We start from the raw sequence: 18210 nt of genomic DNA on the forward strand, positions 1-18210 counted from the left end.
AGCGCCATCGATGCGCGCAAGGCGCGCGGCAAGGGGTACGCGATGAGTCTTCAGGTACGCAAGCGCATCGAGCAGGGTTTTGGCTGGATCAAGACTGTTGGCGGGCTGGACAAGTTGCCGCTGGTATCGCTGCCCAAGGTGCGTGGTTGGGTGACGTGGACGTTTGCGGCATACAACCTGATCCGACTCGGCGGCATTGGCGAGTGGTGGAATCCATCGCCAACGTGAGCCGCGACGGGAGGCGTGCGCCCGGAACCTGGAAAAGGGTCTTCACCCAAACGGACATGCACCTGCTGCGATAGAAAAACTCTATCGCTGCAGCTTTGAAATCGACATTCTCAACAGCCTGCTAGATATACCTTAGCTTTTGCTCCACCAATGCTTATGTACGCATAAGCACCTGGAGCATCACGGTGCCAAGAAGACCCCATATACCTAGCTCTAAAAATATACCGAAGACAAATCCGAAGGGCTCTTCGGCGGCGATTGACTTGACGAACCTGAGGCCTCGAATTGAGACAACATACCCTTTCGATATGTTAAAAATGAGTTTTATTAGTTGCAATACACTAACAACTAAGATCGGTGAAAAAAAAGCCCTTCTCATGGCAACCATTGCATGAGTCCCGGGTATTGGCACATAAAATTTTGTCAGTCCCCAGAAGAGCAACAGGTCAAGAAAGAGAATACCGACCATTGCACCATAAAATTTCATACAGCGACCTCTTTTAAGTGACAATGACATTGGTCAATTTTCATTACGCCAGCCACGGCGGAAACCATATGCATGTACGCGCGCACCCCTTCTTCGGACGAATATTTCATTGCCGTTTGCAGCGCCTGCCTTCGAAGTTCCGATCGGTTGGTTTTTCGCGTTAGGGCTCTGCATGCGGCATCCGCAATCTCGTGCGGATTAAAAAAATCCACCAACTCGCCGTTTTTGCCGTCCGTGATAACTTCTCGTACTGGCGCGGTATCTGAACCAATGACGTGGCAGCCACATGCCATGGCTTCCAGCAGCGACCAAGACAACACAAACGGGTAAGTAAGGTAGACATGCACTTTAGAAATTTGTAAAAACTTTCTGTATGTGCCGTAGCCGACCCTGCCGAGAAAGTGCACGCGAGAGGCGTCCATGGGATTCTCGCGCAGAAGCTTTTCACGCCAATTGGCGGCGTCGTCCGGTCTATGGCCATAACTCACTCCATCGCCACCCATGACAACAACATGGCAACTCGGGTTTTGCTCCAAAACCCCGGGAAGAGCACGCATAAATTGATGGAAGCCACGATGAGGTTCCAGGTTGCGTGCGACGTACGTTACGACTGGATCACCCACGCGCAGGATGTGGCCAAGGAAACAGGGGTCAGAGTCGACTTTCTACAATGCCAGCTTCAAGAAAGTGCACTCTCCCCCCTGTTTTGCTCACGCATCCGGATCGAAATAATCGCTATCGATGCGCTTGACGATGTAGGTAGCCTCCTGGCTCACGCCCACGTTGTGGCGGATCATCAACTCGGCCAGCTTGCGACCGTCGATCAACACGATCTTCTTGCTGATCTTGCCCACGTAGTCGTGAGCCTCGGCGGTGAAGGCAGAGGTGGTGATGAAAACGCCCTTGGTGGCGCGCTCGCCTTCCAGTGAACCGGAAAATGCCTGAACCAGCGGGCGGCCGACGTTGTCCTTCCAGCGCTTGGCCTGCAGGTAGATCTTGTCCAGGCCAAGCTGGTCCTCGTCGATGATGCCGTCGATGCCGCCATCGCCAGACCGGCCCACGGTATGTCCCGCCTCGGCGCGGGAACCGCCGTAGCCCATGGCCAGCATCAGATCCACCACGATGCGCTCGAAATACTCGGGGCTGACCTGCTTGACGCGTTCCAGCAACTCGTCGGCCAGATCGCGTTGTAATTGTCCGTACATGCGTTCAAGCGCTTCACGCGGTGTCTCGTCGTCGGTCGCCGATGGTTGGCTGTCGATGGACGATTGAGGCGATGCCGGTTTCGAGGGACGCGCCCACTCGGCGAACTCCGGGTAACGCATCAGCCAAGCGTCATTGAGGGTGGCCGGATTTTCCTGCAGCACTGACCTGCCGCGCTCGGTGATGCTGACCATGCCCCACTTGGGCGACTGCACCAGTCCCGCCTTCTTGAGAAAGGTGCGCGCCCAGGCGATACGGTTGCGATAGGTGTGATCCGTACCGCTTGGCAGCATTTCGCCAAGATCTGCGTCGGTCAGGCCTGCCTCTTTGGCGAGCGCATCGTATACGTCGGACATGCGCCATGCCTGGTCGTCACTGAGCAGGCGCAACAGCGGCAGATACCACCAGTCGTATTTGGGTACGGCCATGACTTGCTCCTTGTCCGGAGACTTTGGGACGGTTCAAATGAAGCGTCATCCCGGCGAACTATTGGACCCGGCGCCTCGGCAACCATTTGAAGGCACTGGATTCCAGCGTTCGCTGGAATGACGGGCAAAGGCTTGATCAGAGCGTCCCTTACGGAACCATCGGCAACTTCAACCCCTGCTCTTTCGCACACGCCACGGCATCCTCATACCCCGCATCCGCATGCCGCATCACGCCGGTGCCCGGATCGTTCCACAGCACCCTGGCAATGCGCTTGTCGGCCGCTTCGCTGCCGTCGCAGACGATGACGAGGCCGGCGTGCTGGCTGTAGCCCATGCCGACGCCGCCGCCATGGTGGAAGCTGACCCAGGTGGCGCCGCTGGCGGTGTTGAGCAAGGCGTTGAGGATGGGCCAATCGCTGACGGCGTCGCTGCCGTCTTTCATGGCTTCGGTTTCGCGGTTGGGGCTGGCCACGGAGCCGGAATCCAGGTGGTCGCGGCCGATCACCACGGGTGCCTTCAGCTCGCCGTTTCGCACCATTTCGTTGAAGGCCAGGCCCAGCTTGTGGCGCACGCCAAGGCCCACCCAGCAGATGCGCGAGGGCAGGCCCTGGAAGGCGATGCGCTGCTCGGCCATGTCCAGCCAGTTGTGCAGGTGCTTGTCCTCGGGGATCAGCTCTTTGACCTTGGCGTCGGTCTTCAGGATGTCTTCCGGGTCGCCGCTGAGCGCCACCCAGCGGAACGGGCCGATGCCGCGGCAGAACAGCGGGCGCACGTAGGCGGGCACGAAGCCGGGGAAATCGAACGCGTTCTTGCAGCCCACGTCGAACGCCATCTGGCGGATGTTGTTGCCGTAGTCGAAGGTGGGGATGCCCTGCTGCTGGAACGCCAGCATGGCTTCCACGTGCACGCGCATGGAAGCCTTGGCAGCGTCGCGGGTGACTTCGGGCTCGCTCTTGCGGCGCTCGAACCATTCTTCCAGCGTCCAGCCCTGCGGCAGGTAGCCGTTGACCGGATCGTGCGCGCTGGTCTGGTCGGTGACGGCGTCGGGGCGCACGCCACGCTTGACCAGCTCGGGCAGAATGTTGGCGGCATTGCCCAGCAGCGCGATGGATTTCGCTTCGCCGGCTTTCGTGTACTTCTCGATGCGTGCCAGCGCGTCGTCGAGGTCGCTGGCCTGCTCGTCCACGTACTTGGTCTTCAGGCGGAAGTCGATGCGGCTTTGCTGGCACTCGATGTTGAGGCTGCAGGCACCGGCCAGGCTGGCCGCCAGCGGCTGCGCGCCGCCCATGCCGCCGAGGCCTGCGGTAAGCATCCAGCGGCCCTTGAGGCTGCCGCCGTAGCTCTGCCGGCCCATTTCCACGAAGGTTTCGTAGGTGCCCTGGATGATGCCCTGCGAGCCGATGTAGATCCACGAGCCGGCGGTCATCTGGCCGTACATCATCAGGCCCTTTTTATCGAGCTCGTGGAAGTGCTCCCAATTGGCCCAGGCCGGCACCAGGTTGGAGTTGGCGATGAGCACGCGCGGCGCGTCCACGTGGGTGGGGAACACGCCGACCGGCTTGCCGGACTGCACCAGCAAGGTCTCGTCGTCGTTGAGTTCGCGCAGCGCCTTGAGGATGGCGTCGAAGCACTCCCAGTTGCGCGCAGCGCGACCGATGCCGCCGTACACCACCAGTTCGGCCGGATTCTCCGCCACGCCGGGATCCAGGTTGTGCTGGATCATGCGGTACGGCGCCTCGGTGAGCCAGCTCTTGCAGCTGAGCTTGTCGCCCTTGGGCGGATGGATCACGCGAGTGGTGTCGATGCGGGTGGGGGCGGTCATCAGCAGATCCTTGGCTACGAAATCGAAGCCTCGATTATGCGGCCCGGGCCACCCTGCCGACATTGCGCACTGCCGCAAATGCCCGCTTCGACGCAACAGCCACGCAACAACATCAGCGCCATCATGCAGCCGACGCCTGCCGTCACACGGGCCGCGCCCGCCAACCCGCGTTCGTGCACGTAGTGATGTAACCGAACCCAGTCGGGCAGCGAAACACCAGCCAACAGCCGCCGGCCGATGACAGCCAAACCATCGCCACGCATACGACCGTCCTGGCAGGAGTCCAGCATGTCCGATTCACCCTCTTCCCTTTTCCGCATGACGCCGAAACGCCAAGCGGGCGCGTTCCTGTTGATCGCCGCCATCGTGGCGGCTTTCGCACTGCTCTTCGGTTACGTCGGGGGCTGGCTTGCGCCGCATCGCCTGACGCCAAAGCGCATCGTCAACCAGTTTCAGAAGAATGCCGGCGTGTTTCCCGGTTACCGCCGCAACCACGCCAAAGGCGTGTGCGTGTCGGGCTATTTCGAAGGCAATGGCAACGCCGTGCCCTACTCCATGGCGCAGGTGTTCACGCGCAGTCGCACACCCGTGGTCGGGCGCTTCGCGATTCCCGGCAGCAACCCGTATGCGCCCGATGGCAGCGTACCGATCCGCAGCCTGGCGCTGCGCTTCACCCAGGCCGACGGGCAGCAATGGCGTACCGGCATGAACGCCATGCCGGTGTTCCCGGTGTCCACGCCGCAGGCGTTCTACGCGCAATTGAAAGCGACGCAACCGGACCCGGCCACCGGCAAGCCTGATCCGTCGAAGGTCGCGGCATTCTTTGCCGCCCATCCGGAAGCCGCGGCATTCCGTGCCTGGGCGAAAACCGCCAAGCCATCGGCCAGCTTCGCCACCGAGAGCTACCACAGCATCAACGCCTTCATCTTCATCAATGCCGCCGGCCAACGTCAGGCCGTGCGCTGGGTGATGGCACCGGTCGCCACCGATGCCAGCCACGATATCCACAAGGCTGGTGACCCGAATTACCTGGCGGCCGACCTGTCCCAACGTCTGGCCAACGGTCCGCTGCGCTGGCACCTGATGGTGACACTGGCGAACCCGGGTGACCCGACCAACGACGCCACCAGGACATGGCCAGCCGACCGCCGCAGCATCGACGCCGGCACGCTGGTGATCGACCACACCACGCCGCAGGAAAGTGGCCCGTGCCGCGACATCAACTACGACCCCACGGTGCTGCCCGACGGCATCGAGATTTCCGACGATCCGCTGTTGCCCGCGCGTTCCGCCGCCTACGCCGCTTCCTACCTGCGTCGTACCAGCGAGGAAGCGCATCTGCCTGGCACCACGCAAACACCGACCAAGCCCGCACCGGAGGCCACGCCATGAGCAACACGACCGGCATGTTCGTCCTGTCCGCCCGCATCCTGCACTGGCTGATGGCCGTGTTGATTCTGGCGATGCTGTTCATCGGCATCGGCATGGTGGCTTCGGTGTCCGAACGACACGAGTGGCTGATCCACATCCACAAGCCGCTGGGTATTGCGATCCTGATTCTTGCCGTGCTGCGCCTGGCTATTCGACTGCGCAATCCGGCACCGCCCTTGCCGGCCGACCTGCCATGGCTGCAGAAACTCGCCGCGCATGCCTCGCACTGGCTGCTCTACGGCTTGATGATCGCGATGCCGTTGATCGGCTGGGCGATGCTGTCGGCCGGCGGCTACCCGGTGATGCTGAGCGATTCGCTGCGACTGCCGCCGATCTTCCCCACCAACGCCATCGCCTTCGCCATCCTGCGCCAGTTGCACACCGTACTCGCCATGTTGCTGTTCCTCACCTTCCTGGCGCACATGGCAGCGGCGCTTTATCACGGGTTGATCCGGCGTGATGGCGTTTTGTCGAGCATGACCCACCGCCGAAAACCCTGAACGCATCGGCTTCGGTCATCCCGCATTACGCAACGCGCACCGACACCACGCCCTTGTTCGTCGTTTCGGCGCAGGCGGGAACGCGGTAGCCGTATGGCCTGAGCAAGCGAGGTCGTGACTGGATGACCAGACTGCCGCCTGTTGAAAGGCGCCTCCGGCCTGCGCCGGGATGACGAACACGACAGGTCATCGCTGGCCGATTTTGAGTCGCTCGCTTGCCACTCTCGTGCTCAATGGCACCCCTGCGCCGGCTTCAGTTTTGTGTGGAACAGCACGTTGTAAGCCAGCGTACCCATCACCGCATAACCGCGATCGTTCGGATGCAGGCCCTCGTCGCCGGCGCACACGATCGCCATGCCGGCGGGCAACGGCTTGAGCGTCGCAACCAGCGGCGGCGCATTGTAAGCACCGCGCACGGCGGCGGCAAAATCGATCACGCCATCGAAGCTGCCGGAATCGCGTATCCACCGGTTCACCTGCAGGCGGATTGCTTCCTTCTGCGGGGTGTACCAACCCGGCTCGCCAGCGAATGGCGTGATGGTGCCGGCGTAGATGCGCAAGTGATGCTGATGGGCAACATCGATCAACATGCGGTACGCGGCAATCAGGTCGCCGGCGGACACCCCGCTGGGATAACCGGCCGGATCGATGCCCCGGTTGAGGTCGTTGGCACCGAACAGCACGATCACGTCGGTGAGACCGGGACGATCGACGACATCGCGCAGGAAACGCTTCAGCCCGGAGGTACCTGCCCCCGGCGCGCCGATCTGGTCCGTGGTCAACTCATCCGCGCTGATGCCCGCATTGCCCACCGCGGCCGGCGTTCCACCCGCACGGTTCGCGATACCGGCCAGCGCAGCCGGCCACGACGTCGACGGCGCAGTGGCAAGGTAACCATCGGTAATCGAATCACCGAACGCGATGATGCTGCGTGTCGCCGTCGGCACCTCCATCTCAAGGCCGGTCAGCAGATAGATATGGTCGTCGCCCTGCTTGCCCGGCAGCGCTTTCGACGGCGCCCGCTGCGCCAGCGACGCGGCCTGCGTGGCGTCGCCATCCACGATGCGGGTGACATGGCCATGCTGCAAGGGATGGAAATCCGCAAGCGTTGCGTTGCCGGCGAAATACAGACTGACCACCACGTTCGACAGCGCCGGTACGTGCAGCGCAATCGGGTCGCTGACGATCTCCTGGCCAGGCGCAATGGTGACCGTGGTCTGCCCGCCGTGGAAGGTCAGCTTCCGATCGCTGTCGAGCTGGATCGCGGACAGGTCATCCGACTTGCCGACGCCGAGCGCGATGCGCGCGGCACTGATCGTGAGCGGTTGCAGACCGTAATAATTCGACAAGCGAATGCGCACGCGATCACCACCGATGCTGGCAAGCACGTTCTGGCGCAAGGTCACGTCGTGAACCGCTGGCGCGTGATCGACCGGCTGCCCGTAAGCATCGCGCTGCGGCTTGCCATCGGGGCCGTCGACCTGCGTGTATTGCGAAGTCATCGCCTGTTCCCAACTGCCGACCCACTTGCGCCCTGCCGTCGTCGCGCTGGCCGTCCACGCCATCAGCAAGAACACGCCGAGCAAAGCCGTGGACAGACTGCGGCGAATGCGCGTGCATGCCCCACGTGTGATCGACGTTCCAAGCGGCATGCGCGAATCCTCGAATGAAGACGGTGTGCGGAGAAAGATCGCACCGGGCATCCTCTGCCGACCCGTGCAAGCCTGTCAAACCGCCCGCGCCCCGATGCTTCCCGTCCAGGCAATGCGGCATGCGCATTGATGTCCGAAAACGGCGAGTCATGCGCCGGCCGCAGTGCTAGCCTGAGGCCATGTCCGACGCCCAGATCCATTCCTCGCTCGATCCACAAACCTGCGAACAGGCTCGCCTCAGTCGCGATGCGCGCTTCGACGGGCTGTTTTTCGTCGCCGTCACCAGCACCGGCATCTACTGCCGGCCAGTGTGCCCGGCGCGGGCTTCGAAGCGCGAAAACGTGCGCTACTACGCCAGCGCCGCCGCGGCCGAAACTGCAGGGTTTCGTCCGTGCCTGCGCTGCCGGCCGGAACTGGCGCCGGGCAACCTGGTATGGCAGCGCGGCGATCATGTGGTGGCCCGTGCGCTGAAGCTGATCGAGGCCGGGGTGCTGGATGAAGGCTCGCTGGACGACCTGGCCCGGCAAGTGGATGTGGGCTCGCGCCAATTGCGCCGGTTGTTCGTGGACCGGCTCGGCGCACCGCCGATCAACGTGCACACCACACGCCGACTACTGTTCGCCAAGCAGTTGCTGACCGAGACATCGATGCCGGTGACCGAAGTGGCAATGGCCTCCGGTTTTCGCAGCCTGCGCCGCTTCAATGCCGCGTTCGCGCAGGCGAACCGCATCGCACCGCGCGAATTGCGTCGCCATCCGCGCACGCCGCCGGGCGATACGCTGGTGCTGCGTTTGGGTTATCGCCCACCGTACGATTTCGATGCGCTGCTGACGTTCCTGCGCGGCCGCTCGCTGCCGGGTATCGAGCACGTGGACGAGCACAGCTACGCGCGCGTGTTCGGGCCCGCTGATGCACCGGGCTGGCTGCGCCTCAGCGCATGGCCGAATGCGGAGCACGCGTTGAAGCTGGAACTGCATTGTCCGCAGCCGGCGCAGATGTTGCCGGTGGTGACACGCATCCGCCGCATGTTCGACCTGGACGCCGATCCGCAAGCCATCGCCGGCGCCTTGCGCACGCATCCGGTGCTGCGTCCGCTGTTGCGCAAACGCCCCGGCCTGCGCCTGCCCGGCGGCTGGGGCGGTTTCGAAATCGCGGTGCGCGCAGTGCTCGGCCAGCAGGTCAGCGTGGCCGCGGCACGCACGCTGGCCTCGCGCATCGTGCAACGCCACGGCCTCGTGGTGCCGAATCCACCACGCCCCGGGCTGGAGCGATTGTTTCCAAGCCCCGAAACCCTGGCCGATGCCGACCTGCGCGAGATCGGCGTGACCACGGCACGATCCGAAACGATTCGCGGCATCGCCCGCGCGCTGCTGGACGGGCGCGTGGATTTTCGCAACGACCAGCCGCTGGACACCTTCGTCGCGCGCTGGGTGGCCTTGCCGGGCATCGGCGAATGGACCGCGCATTACGTGGCCATGCGCGCACTGAGCCATCCCGATGCGTTTCCCGCCGCCGACCTGATCCTGCGTCGCGCCGCCGCCGATGACGGTTCGATCCTCAGCACGAAAGCGCTCGACCACATGGCCGAAGCATGGCGCCCGTGGCGCGCCTACGCGGTGATGCACCTGTGGCGCAGTACAGCCGATGTACCACCCGCCCCGCGGCCCAAACGCCACAAGGAGGTCCGTGCATGACAAGCACCATCACTCGCACCGACGCCGAGCCGATCTGGTTCGACGAGATGCCCAGCCCGGTCGGCCGGCTGCTGCTGATCGCCGATCCGCACGGCCTGCGCCAGATCTGGTTCGAAACCGAACGCCACCCGAAAATACTGGCCGCGGACAGCATCCGCGATGCCGGCCGCGTCGCCTTCGCCCGCGTGCAACTCGATGAGTATTTCGCCGGCACAAGGCAACACTTCGACATGCCGCTGCATCCGCTTGGCACGCCATTCCAGCTGGAGGTATGGCACGAGCTGGCGAGGATTCCCTACGGCACCACGCTCAGCTATGGCGAGATGGCGCGTCGCATCGGCCAACCGAAAGCCGTGCGCGCGGTGGGTGCCGCCAACGGTCGCAACCCGCTGCCCATCGTGCTGCCCTGCCACCGCGTGATCGGCAGCGACGGCAGCCTCACCGGCTTCGGCGGCGGACTGCCGATCAAACGCCAGTTGCTGGCGATGGAAGACCGCATCGCGCGCGGCGACCTGTTCGGCCTGCGTGCCTGACGCGGCGGGGCTCAGCCGCCGGATGAGCTGCTGTGCGCCGGCTTTTTGCTGCGGGTGGGCCGCGGCGTCACCGCACTCTCGTAGCTGTCCAGCGCATTTTGCTGATGCGCCTGATAACGGTCGCGATGGGCCTGGTCGGCCTGGTTGATCAAATGCGTGGTGGCCGCGTCGTTCGTATACGGGCGCTTGGCGTTGTCGGAAATGTTCTGCCGCTGCTGCTCGCGGATGCTGTTGTCGCGCAACTTGTTGTTGAGCTGCTGCTGGCTCACGTTCTGCTGGTACTGCGCGCGCTGCTGCGCGTTGACTTGCGGCTGGGTCTGCGCCGCCGCCAATCCGGCCCAGGCGAATGCTGCCGCGCCCAGCAAGGTCACGCTGCCGCGGACACGCGAATGTCGAAAACTTGTCATGGCCATGATCCGGTCCCTGCGCGATGATGGAAGGATATTTCCATCCTGAGACATGCCTCATGAAATTTCCGTTTCGCCTGCTGTGCTGCGCCGTCGTCATGCTCGGTGCCGGCTGCGCCACGCAACCGCATGCGTCGCAACAAAATGCGGCGTCGGCAAGCGCTGCCGCGGCAACGCAGGCGCCCGCGCCGCTGCTGTTGATCTCCATCGATGCCTACCGTGCGGACTACTACGACCGCGGCCTGAGCCCGACCCTGGAGATGCTGGCGAAAACCGGCGTGCATGCCGATTCGATGCAGCCGTCGTTCCCGTCGCTGACCTTTCCCAACCACTACACCATCGTCACCGGTCTGCGCCCGGACCACAACGGCATCGTCAACAACACGATGTTTGACGCACAGCTCGGCAAGTTCTCGCTGGGCAACCGCAAGGCCGTGGCCGATGGCCGCTGGTGGGACGAAGGCACGCCGATCTGGGTCACTGCCGACGAACATGGCCTGCGCACTGCCACCATGTTCTGGCCCGGCTCGGGCGCCGACATCCACGGTCACTACCCCGATTACTGGAAGCCGTTCGACGACCACATCACGGCCGACCAGCGCGTCGACCAGGTGCTGGCCTGGCTGGACCTGCCGCAAGGCCAGCGCCCGACCTTCCTCACCCTGTACTTCGACGCCGTCGACCACGCCGGGCACAAGTACGGTCCGCACTCGCCGCAGGTGAACGAGGCGATACGCCATGTCGATGCCGCACTTGCTCGACTGGTGCAGGGGCTGCAGCAACGCCACCTGTTCGAGCGGATGAACATCATCGTGCTGGCCGACCACGGCATGGCCAGCGTGCCGCTCGCCAACAACGTGATGATGGACAAGCTGATTCCGCTGGACCACGTGCGACCGGTGAGCTTCGGCATCGTCGCCGGCTTCAACCCCAAGCCCGGCTACGACTTCGCCGCCATCGAACGCCAACTGGAACAACCGCAGAAGCACATGCGCTGCTGGGACAAGACGCGCATCCCTGCCCGCTTCGACTATGGCCACAACGCCCGCGTGCCGCAGCTGGTGTGCCTGGCCGACGTGGGCTGGCGCATCACCACCACCGACTACGCCGCCAGCCACAAGGGACATATCAGCGTGGGCGAGCACGGCTACGACAATACCGACCCGCGCATGCAGGCGCTGTTTATCGCGCACGGCCCGGCATTCCGCGACGGCATCCGCTTCCACGCCTTTCCGAACGTGGACGTCTATCCGCTGATGACGCATCTGCTGGACATTCCGGCCGCGGCCAACGACGGCAGCTACCAGGCGGTGGAAGGCATGCTCAAGCCGGGCATGCGCTGACGGAGCGAGCGAGGGATTGTGGGCTGACCGCGGGGACAGGCCGCCGACGGCTCCTCATGGCCTTCATTCCGGCGCAGGCCCACTGCTGTCCGGAATAATTTTGCGAAGGCATGACGGCGGCCGAATCCGTCATTCCAGCGAAAGCTGGAATCCAGTCGGACATGCGTGCGAAGCACACAAAAACAAGAAGTTGAGTGTGCTTCGCACAGCATCTTGACTGGATCCCAGCTTTCGCTGGGATGACGAGACGGGGTCGTGGCCGATAACTCTGAAATTTGAGCCTCATGCGAACTCAATGGTTGCAAAGTTGTACTGCTCGGGGTTTTCCACGCATCGCGCATTTTTATTCCGGACAGCAGTGGGCGTAGACCGGAATGACGGCAACAACGGGCCGGCACGATTTGACCTGCATCAAGTGCTGCCTACTCGAGAAGATTATGATAATCGTTATCATTTGAACGCCCCGAGGAGCTCATGGATCGCGCCGTTTCCGTGTCCAGTCTGCATCCGCAGCGCGCCATATCCGGTTGGAAAACCCTGCTCGCGACCCTCGGCCCCGGGCTGGTGGTGATGTTGGCCGATACCGATGTCGGCAGCGTGCTCACCGCCGCGCAAAGCGGCGCGCAATGGGGCTATCAAATGCTTGCCCTGCAACTGTTGCTGGTGCCGATCCTGTACGTGGTGCAGGAACTGACCGTGCGGTTGGGCATCTTCACCGGCCGTGGCCACGGCGAACTGATTCGCGAAACCTTCGGAGCATCCTGGGCCTGGGTGTCGGTGCTGGGGCTGGTCGTGGCCGCTGTCGGCGCGCTGCTCACCGAGTTCTCCGGCGTGGCCGGCGTGGGTGAACTGTTCGGCGTGCCGCGTACGTGGAGCCTGGCGCTGGCTGCCGGCTTCCTGCTGGTGGTGGTGTGGACGGGCAGTTATCGCCGCGTGGAACGCGTGGCCATCATCCTCGGCCTGTTCGAGCTGGTGTTCGTGTGGGTAGCGTTGCGTGCGCCGATCGATTCGCACGCGCTGGTCGACGGCATCACCCGCGTGCCGGTTCGCGACGCAGGCTTCTGGTATCTGGTGGCTGCCAACATCGGCGCCGTGATCATGCCGTGGATGGTGTTCTACCAGCAGTCGGCCGTGGCCGACAAAAAACTGCAACCCGCGCAATACACCGCCGCGCGCTGGGATACCGCGATCGGTGCGGTGGCGACCCAGGTGGTGATGGCGGCGGTGCTGCTGGTCGCTGCCGCCACCTTGTGGGCGGGACATCTCAGCCCACCGCTGGACACCGTCGGCCAGGTCGCCGATGCGTTGACGCCATTCCTCGGCATGACGCTTGGCCGCACCCTGTTCGGCCTGGGCATGCTGGGCGCGGCGATGGTTGCCGCCATCGTGGTGGCATTGGCCGCCGCGTGGGGATTGGGCGAAGTGACCGGCTACCGACGTTCGCTGGAATCGCATCCGCGCGAAGCGCCGTGGTTCTATCTGGTGTTCACGCTGGCCGTGGCCGGCGGTGCGCTGGTGGTGGCATTCGTTCCCAACCTGGTCGCCCTGTCCATTGGCGTGGAAGTGATGAACGCGCTGCTGCTGCCGCTGGTACTGGGCTTCCTGGTAGCACTGGCCGTTCGTGCCCTGCCCCCCGAACATCGCCTGCGCGGATGGTATCGGTGGGTGGTGACGGCGCTGGTGGCACTGACATCGGCACTGGGCGTGTACGGCGCGCTCAGCGGCCTGTTCTGAAAGGGCTTGCCCGGAAAAATCCACGGAAGCCGCCGCAACAAAACCGACGCATGGCACAGAATCGTGATCGGCAGTCTGCCCTGATCACGCAAACGTGGCCGCGCGCCACATGGGGAAATGTCATGAAGTGTTGGGTTATCGCCCTGTGCGGGCTGGTCGCATGCGCAAGCGTGCATGCGAAGACGATGGCTTGGCAGCCGACCGCCGGGCATACGCAAATACCGATCTGGCCGAGAACGATGCCCGATGCGCAGCCCGTGCCGGGGCCGGAAACCATGACGGCGAGCAAGAATCTGATAGCCGGCAAAGCGTGGATGGCAGCCACCAACGTGACCCGGCCAACGATGACGGTCTATGCACCCAGCGGCAAGAACACCGGTGCCGCGGTAGTGGTGTTCCCCGGCGGCGGCTTCGAGGTGCTGGCCATGGACCTGGAAGGCACCGAAGCATGTCATTGGCTGACGTCCAACGGCATCACCTGCGTGCTTCTGAAATACCGCGTTCCGAGTGCGCCTTACGGATGGCAATGCAACTGCCGCAGCGATGATTTCGTGACGCCGGTGCCCGCACTGGAAGATGCACAGCGAACCATGGGGCTGGTGCGCCTGCACGCCAAAGAATGGCATATCGATCCGCACAAGATCGGCGTGATGGGTTTCTCCGCTGGCGGCTACCTGGTGGCGGAAATCAGCACCCGCTTCAAGCCACGCCTGTACGCACCGGTGGATGCCGCCGACAAGGAAAGCGCCCGCCCGGATTTCGCCCTGGCGATCTATCCGGGTCACCTCGCCTTCGACAACGACACGCTGAATCCGAATGTAAAGGTTTCCCGCGATACGCCGCCCACCTTCCTGCTGCAGGCCGAGGACGACTACGTCGACGGCGTGAACCAGTCATTGGTCTACTACGCTGCCCTGGCCAAGGCGCACGTGCCAGCGGAGATGCACCTGTATGCGCACGGCGGCCATGCCTTCGGTTTGCGCCCCGGCAAATTTCCGATCAGCAGCTGGCCGAAACTGGCCATGGCGTGGTTGCAAACGATCGGCGTGGTGCCGCACTGAGCAAACCCCGCCGCAAACTCCGGTAGGAGCCCGCTAGCGGGCGATGCTGTTGCGAATCCCGGGTCCCGAAGAAGAGCATCGCCCGCCAGCGGGCTCCAAAAACGAAGGCGGTGACGGCCGACTTTCGAGTGCCCGCTTGAGGGCGGGCTCGCAACCCGCCAAAGTAGCGCCATGGATATCGAGCTGCGTCATCTGCGCTACTTCATCGCGGTCGCCGACGAGCTGCATTTCGGCCGCGCGGCGGAACGGCTGGGCATGTCGCAACCGCCGCTGAGCCAGCAGATTCGCCAGCTTGAGCAACGGGTCGGCGTGCGGCTGCTTGATCGCACCAATCGCCGGGTCGCACTGACCGAGCCGGGTCGATTATTCCTGGACGAAGCACGCGACATTCTTGCGCGCACCGATCACGCCATCGACCTGGCGCAACGTGCGCAGCGCGGCGAGACCGGCGAACTGCGCGTAGGCATGACCCGTTCCACCCCGCTGACCGGCCATATCCCGCGCGCGATCCTGGCCTTTCGCCAGCAGTTGCCCGAGGTGCAATTGCAGCTGGAGGAAATGAACTCGCTGCGGCAGATCGACGCCCTGCTCGACCGCCGCCTGCAGATCGGCATCGTTCGCGGCAACGTGCTGCCGGATGGGCTGGCATCGAAGCGACTGTTTCGCGATCCGCTGGTCGCCGTGCTGCGTTCGAACCATCCGGCACTGCGCGAGCTTGGCCCGCGTCGCAAACTGCGCACCGAAGCGCTGGCACAGGAGCCCTTCGTGCTGTTTGCGCGCAGTGCCGGCGCCGGCATCCACGACCACGTGATCTCGCTGTGCCGCCATGCCGGCTTCACGCCGCGCGTGGCGCAGGAAGCACGCGAGTCATCCACCATCGTGGGGCTGGTCGCCGCCGGGCTGGGCGTATCGATCCTGCCGGTCTCGTGCGAACACATCCATATCGATGGCGTCAGCTACGTGCCGTTGACCGACCCGGCGGCGATGTCGGAAATCCACGTGGCCTGGCGCCGCGACGAGCGTGCCCCACTGGTCGCGCAATTCGTACGCCTGCTGAGCGGCAGCCTGCCCAAAACCCCTGCATGACCCGCATGCGCATCACGATAGGACCCCGCTCGCGGGCGATGCTCCTGAGATCCCTCGAATCAAGCATCCCAGCCCGGACCGCGAAAACACACCCCCACGATCTTCACGGCATCGCACCCTTGCTCATCGGCGTAGGCATCGTCGCCACGTTCACCAGCGGCCGCAGGCGATACAAACCCAGCGCGATGACCAGTCCGGCCACCACCAGCGCGCCAATGAAAGCCGCCACGCCATCCCAGCCACCCCGGGTGTAGAACAACCCGCCGGCGTAACCGGCCACGCTGGAGCCCATGTAGTAGCAGAACAGGTACATCGACGACGCCTGCGCCTTCGCCGCGCCGGCGCGACGCCCTACCCAGCTGCTGACGATGGAATGACCGCCGAAGAAACCGAACGTCACCGCCACGATGCCCAGCATGATCAACCACAGCGACATGGTCAGGGTCAGCAGTACGCCGACCAGCATCAGCGCGAAGGCCGTCCACAACACCTTGCGCCGCCCCAGCTTGCCGGCCAGGTGGCCCATCCACGCCGAGCTGAAGGTGCCGATCAGATAGATGCCGAAGATCAGCCCCACCACCGCCTGGCTGAGGTTGAACGGCGGTGCCAGCAAGCGGTAACCGAGATAGTTGTAGACCGTGACGAAGGCGCCCAGCAGCAGGAAACCTTCGAGGAACAGCCACGGCAGGCCCGGATCGTGGAACATGCCGCTGAAGCGCCCGGCCAGCGCGCGCCAGCTCAGCGGCTGCCGCACGAAATGCCGCGACGGCGGCAACGCACGCCAGAACACCAGGCCCGACACGATGCCGATCACGCCCACCACGACCACGCCTACCCGCCAGTCGAAGAAATCCGTCAGCACGCCAGTGACCAGCCGACCGCCCATGCCGCCGACCGCGCTGCCGCTGATATACAGCCCCATGCCAAGGCCGATCGACTCGGGATGCATTTCCTCGCTCAGGTACGTCATCGCCACCGCCGGCAGGCCGCTCAGGGTCAGCCCGAGCAAGGTGCGCACGACCAGCAGCGAACCCCAGTTCGGCATCGCCGCCGTCACCAGCACCAGCACGGCCGAGGAAAGAATCGACGCTACCATCACCGACTTGCGTCCCCACGCATCGGACAGGCCACCCGCGAACAGCATCGCCACGGCCAGCACGCCGGTGGTCAGCGACAACGACAACGCACTGTCCGCCGCGCTCACGCCGTAGTCGTGGTTGAACTCCGGCATCAACGGCTGCACGCAATACAGCAACCCGAACGTGGCCAGACCGGCGGCGAACAAGGCGAGGTTGGTGCGCCGGAACGCCGGCGTGCCGTGATGGATCCAGTCATTCGCGGCCGCCGTGGCGCCTGTCATGCCGGGTGTGTCGCTATCGTTCATCGTGTTGCCCCACCCGTGGCGGCGTGCTGGAAATGCAGACAGCATAGCCCCGGCTGACAAGACGATCGATAACGCGAAAGGACTGTTTCGATATGCCAGACATATCGATCCTCACCGCAGGCGACAACCATCACGGGCCTGCGACGACGCGATCAGCCCACGTGCTTTTGCGCGTCCAGCAGCGGCGTCAGCGACACCGACCAGGCGTTGAGGTTGCCGTTATCCCAGGCCTCCACCCGCTGCAGGTAGGCACGCGCCTGCGCCGCGTCATGCGGATACGGCGCCACCGGCGCGCTGCGGTCGCTGGTGAAGTACAGCGTGCGCTGGTCCGGCGCCAGATGCGGCAGGTAGTCGGTGCTGAAGCCGTGGGCATCGTCGCCGGCATAGCGGATCGCCTGTGGCGTGCCCCAGCCGTTGCCTTGACGGAACACGATGAACAGGTGGTCTTTGCTGTCGCCGGCCAGGCGGCGGTCGCTGGCAAACACCATGAAGGAGCCGTCCGCGGCGATCTCCGGGTCCACGTCGCTGTCACCATAGTGGCTGAAGGACAACGGCTGCGCCTGCTGGTAGACGCCGTTCACGTAGCGCGACACGTACAGACGCTTGCCCTTGTCCTTGCCCGCGTCGATGGACAGGAAATACAGGCTGCCATCGCGCGCCACGCTGGCCTTCCAGATGCCATTGCCGATGTTCACCGTGGCCGGCAGGCGGCGCGGCGCGCTCCAGTGGTCCCAACCCGGGCCGATCCGGTCGACCCGCCACAGGTTCACCTGCATCCGTGCCGGACGGGTGTCGGTCTTGCGAATCGACACGTAGACCAGGAACGAGCCGTCGGGCGACAGCGCTGGTGCCAAGTCCTGCCAGGTGCCGGAGAACGGCGCGATGCGCGGCGTGGACCAATGGCCGTGCACGCGATGGGTCTCCATGATGGTGCCGCCACCGGCACCACTGCGGGTGAAGAACATGGTGTTACCGTCGGGACTGACGGCGGGCGATTCGTCGTTGGCGGGACCGGAGACCACGCCGGGCGCGAAGATCTGCGGCGCGGCCAGCACGGGTGGCGTGCTTGCGGCCGCGAGCGCGGCGGGGCCGGCAAGGATCAGTGACAGGGCAAGAACGGATGAAAGGCGGAAACGGATACGGCGACAACCGGGCATGGCGAAGCTCCTTGACGACATGGGGTCGGGAACGTGGACGCGGCGCCGTAAGCCTGGCAC

17 protein-coding genes are annotated in these 18210 nt (G+C 64.2%); 9 read left to right on the forward strand and 8 right to left on the reverse strand.

All coding sequences use genetic code 11. The annotated features are described in order from the left end of the window. The coding region (locus tag BMY90_RS12225) for a transposase (RefSeq protein WP_139201666.1) at positions 1–228 on the forward strand (228 nt) is incomplete at its 5' end. A gap of 483 nt (positions 229–711) precedes the next feature. Here the strand turns inward: BMY90_RS12225 and BMY90_RS12235 are convergent. The 4 genes from BMY90_RS12235 to BMY90_RS12250 all read right to left on the reverse strand — a co-directional run bounded on the left by BMY90_RS12235 (position 712) and on the right by BMY90_RS12250 (position 4458). Continuing rightward, on the reverse strand, positions 712–1338 hold the full coding sequence (locus BMY90_RS12235) for a glycosyltransferase (RefSeq protein ID WP_217638574.1): 627 nt from the start codon (positions 1336–1338) through the stop codon (positions 712–714). Between the two features lie 87 nt (positions 1339–1425). Continuing rightward, the gene (locus BMY90_RS12240) at positions 1426–2346 is read right to left on the reverse strand and encodes a restriction endonuclease (protein WP_092704303.1); all 921 of its coding nucleotides are present in this window, start codon (positions 2344–2346) and stop codon (positions 1426–1428) included. Between the two features lie 148 nt (positions 2347–2494). Further along, the gene (gene hutU / locus BMY90_RS12245) at positions 2495–4168 is read right to left on the reverse strand and encodes a urocanate hydratase (protein WP_092704305.1); all 1674 of its coding nucleotides are present in this window, start codon (positions 4166–4168) and stop codon (positions 2495–2497) included. 14 nt (positions 4169–4182) lie between these two features. Beyond that, the gene (locus tag BMY90_RS12250) at positions 4183–4458 is read right to left on the reverse strand and encodes a hypothetical protein (protein ID WP_139201741.1); all 276 of its coding nucleotides are present in this window, start codon (positions 4456–4458) and stop codon (positions 4183–4185) included. On the opposite strand from BMY90_RS12250, the gene BMY90_RS12255 reads away from it, so the two are divergent. Further along, entirely contained in the window at positions 4457–5560 is a 1104-nt protein-coding gene (locus BMY90_RS12255; protein ID WP_217638575.1) for a catalase family peroxidase, read from the forward strand. The two genes, BMY90_RS12250 and BMY90_RS12255, sit on opposite strands and share 2 nt — an antisense overlap. After that, positions 5557–6099: a cytochrome b gene (locus tag BMY90_RS12260; RefSeq protein WP_092704311.1), complete on the forward strand. Its 543-nt coding sequence runs from the start codon at positions 5557–5559 to the stop codon at positions 6097–6099. Before BMY90_RS12255 ends, BMY90_RS12260 begins: the two co-directional genes overlap by 4 nt. Before the next feature lie 230 nt (positions 6100–6329). On the opposite strand, the gene BMY90_RS12265 is transcribed toward BMY90_RS12260, so the two are convergent. After that, positions 6330–7751 (reverse strand): GDSL-type esterase/lipase family protein, encoded by a 1422-nt coding sequence (locus BMY90_RS12265; RefSeq protein ID WP_245735036.1) that lies wholly within the window; start codon positions 7749–7751, stop codon positions 6330–6332. Between the two features lie 179 nt (positions 7752–7930). On the opposite strand from BMY90_RS12265, the gene BMY90_RS12270 reads away from it, so the two are divergent. Both BMY90_RS12270 and BMY90_RS12275 read left to right on the forward strand, forming a co-directional pair. Further along, positions 7931–9445 carry a DNA-3-methyladenine glycosylase 2 family protein gene (locus tag BMY90_RS12270; RefSeq protein WP_092704313.1) on the forward strand — a complete coding sequence of 505 codons (1515 nt, stop codon included), beginning with the start codon at positions 7931–7933 and terminating at the stop codon, positions 9443–9445. Next, entirely contained in the window at positions 9442–9978 is a 537-nt protein-coding gene (locus tag BMY90_RS12275) for a methylated-DNA--[protein]-cysteine S-methyltransferase (protein ID WP_008209330.1), read from the forward strand. The genes BMY90_RS12270 and BMY90_RS12275 overlap by 4 nt, the downstream gene beginning before the upstream one ends. 11 nt (positions 9979–9989) lie before the next feature. Here BMY90_RS12275 and BMY90_RS12280 read toward each other — a convergent pair whose 3' ends face one another. After that, positions 9990–10385 (reverse strand): hypothetical protein, encoded by a 396-nt coding sequence (locus tag BMY90_RS12280; RefSeq protein WP_139201742.1) that lies wholly within the window; start codon positions 10383–10385, stop codon positions 9990–9992. A 59-nt stretch (positions 10386–10444) separates the two neighbouring features. Here BMY90_RS12280 and BMY90_RS12285 point away from each other — a divergent pair, with 59 nt between their 5' ends. The 4 genes from BMY90_RS12285 to BMY90_RS12300 all read left to right on the forward strand — a co-directional run bounded on the left by BMY90_RS12285 (position 10445) and on the right by BMY90_RS12300 (position 15609). Beyond that, on the forward strand, positions 10445–11728 hold the full coding sequence (locus BMY90_RS12285; RefSeq protein ID WP_092704317.1) for an alkaline phosphatase family protein: 1284 nt from the start codon (positions 10445–10447) through the stop codon (positions 11726–11728). 492 nt (positions 11729–12220) lie between these two features. Continuing rightward, positions 12221–13462 carry an NRAMP family divalent metal transporter gene (locus BMY90_RS12290; protein WP_245735037.1) on the forward strand — a complete coding sequence of 414 codons (1242 nt, stop codon included), beginning with the start codon at positions 12221–12223 and terminating at the stop codon, positions 13460–13462. A gap of 122 nt (positions 13463–13584) precedes the next feature. Then, the gene (locus tag BMY90_RS12295; protein ID WP_092704321.1) at positions 13585–14523 is read left to right on the forward strand and encodes an alpha/beta hydrolase; all 939 of its coding nucleotides are present in this window, start codon (positions 13585–13587) and stop codon (positions 14521–14523) included. Between the two features lie 171 nt (positions 14524–14694). After that, the gene (locus BMY90_RS12300; protein WP_008207764.1) at positions 14695–15609 is read left to right on the forward strand and encodes a LysR family transcriptional regulator; all 915 of its coding nucleotides are present in this window, start codon (positions 14695–14697) and stop codon (positions 15607–15609) included. Positions 15610–15712: 103 nt separating this feature from the next. On the opposite strand, the gene BMY90_RS12305 is transcribed toward BMY90_RS12300, so the two are convergent. Together BMY90_RS12305 and BMY90_RS12310 are read right to left on the reverse strand one after the other, a co-directional pair. Then, positions 15713–16969, reverse strand: coding sequence for an MFS transporter (locus tag BMY90_RS12305; RefSeq protein ID WP_092704444.1), 1257 nt, complete (start codon positions 16967–16969; stop codon positions 15713–15715). 176 nt (positions 16970–17145) lie between these two features. Beyond that, on the reverse strand, positions 17146–18150 hold the full coding sequence (locus BMY90_RS12310) for a TolB family protein (RefSeq protein ID WP_175481566.1): 1005 nt from the start codon (positions 18148–18150) through the stop codon (positions 17146–17148). Between the last annotated feature and the right edge of the window lie 60 nt (positions 18151–18210).

The sequence above is a fragment of the Rhodanobacter glycinis genome (genome assembly GCF_900114325.1).
Lineage (GTDB): Bacteria > Pseudomonadota > Gammaproteobacteria > Xanthomonadales > Rhodanobacteraceae > Rhodanobacter_A > Rhodanobacter_A glycinis.

Excerpts from the sequence above, each read along its gene's own strand:
- BMY90_RS12240 (WP_092704303.1), bottom strand. The coding sequence starts at position 2,346 with ATGGCCGTACCCAAATACGACTGGTGGTATCTGCCGCTGTTGCGCCTG.
- hutU (WP_092704305.1), bottom strand. The coding sequence starts at position 4,168 with ATGACCGCCCCCACCCGCATCGACACCACTCGCGTGATCCATCCGCCC.
- BMY90_RS12255 (WP_217638575.1), top strand. The coding sequence starts at position 4,457 with ATGTCCGATTCACCCTCTTCCCTTTTCCGCATGACGCCGAAACGCCAA.
- BMY90_RS12250 (WP_139201741.1), bottom strand. The coding sequence starts at position 4,458 with ATGCTGGACTCCTGCCAGGACGGTCGTATGCGTGGCGATGGTTTGGCT.
- BMY90_RS12260 (WP_092704311.1), top strand. The coding sequence starts at position 5,557 with ATGAGCAACACGACCGGCATGTTCGTCCTGTCCGCCCGCATCCTGCAC.
- BMY90_RS12265 (WP_245735036.1), bottom strand. The coding sequence starts at position 7,751 with ATGCCGCTTGGAACGTCGATCACACGTGGGGCATGCACGCGCATTCGC.
- BMY90_RS12270 (WP_092704313.1), top strand. The coding sequence starts at position 7,931 with ATGTCCGACGCCCAGATCCATTCCTCGCTCGATCCACAAACCTGCGAA.
- BMY90_RS12275 (WP_008209330.1), top strand. The coding sequence starts at position 9,442 with ATGACAAGCACCATCACTCGCACCGACGCCGAGCCGATCTGGTTCGAC.
- BMY90_RS12280 (WP_139201742.1), bottom strand. The coding sequence starts at position 10,385 with ATGACAAGTTTTCGACATTCGCGTGTCCGCGGCAGCGTGACCTTGCTG.
- BMY90_RS12285 (WP_092704317.1), top strand. The coding sequence starts at position 10,445 with ATGAAATTTCCGTTTCGCCTGCTGTGCTGCGCCGTCGTCATGCTCGGT.
- BMY90_RS12295 (WP_092704321.1), top strand. The coding sequence starts at position 13,585 with ATGAAGTGTTGGGTTATCGCCCTGTGCGGGCTGGTCGCATGCGCAAGC.
- BMY90_RS12300 (WP_008207764.1), top strand. The coding sequence starts at position 14,695 with ATGGATATCGAGCTGCGTCATCTGCGCTACTTCATCGCGGTCGCCGAC.
- BMY90_RS12305 (WP_092704444.1), bottom strand. The coding sequence starts at position 16,969 with ATGACAGGCGCCACGGCGGCCGCGAATGACTGGATCCATCACGGCACG.
- BMY90_RS12310 (WP_175481566.1), bottom strand. The coding sequence starts at position 18,150 with ATGCCCGGTTGTCGCCGTATCCGTTTCCGCCTTTCATCCGTTCTTGCC.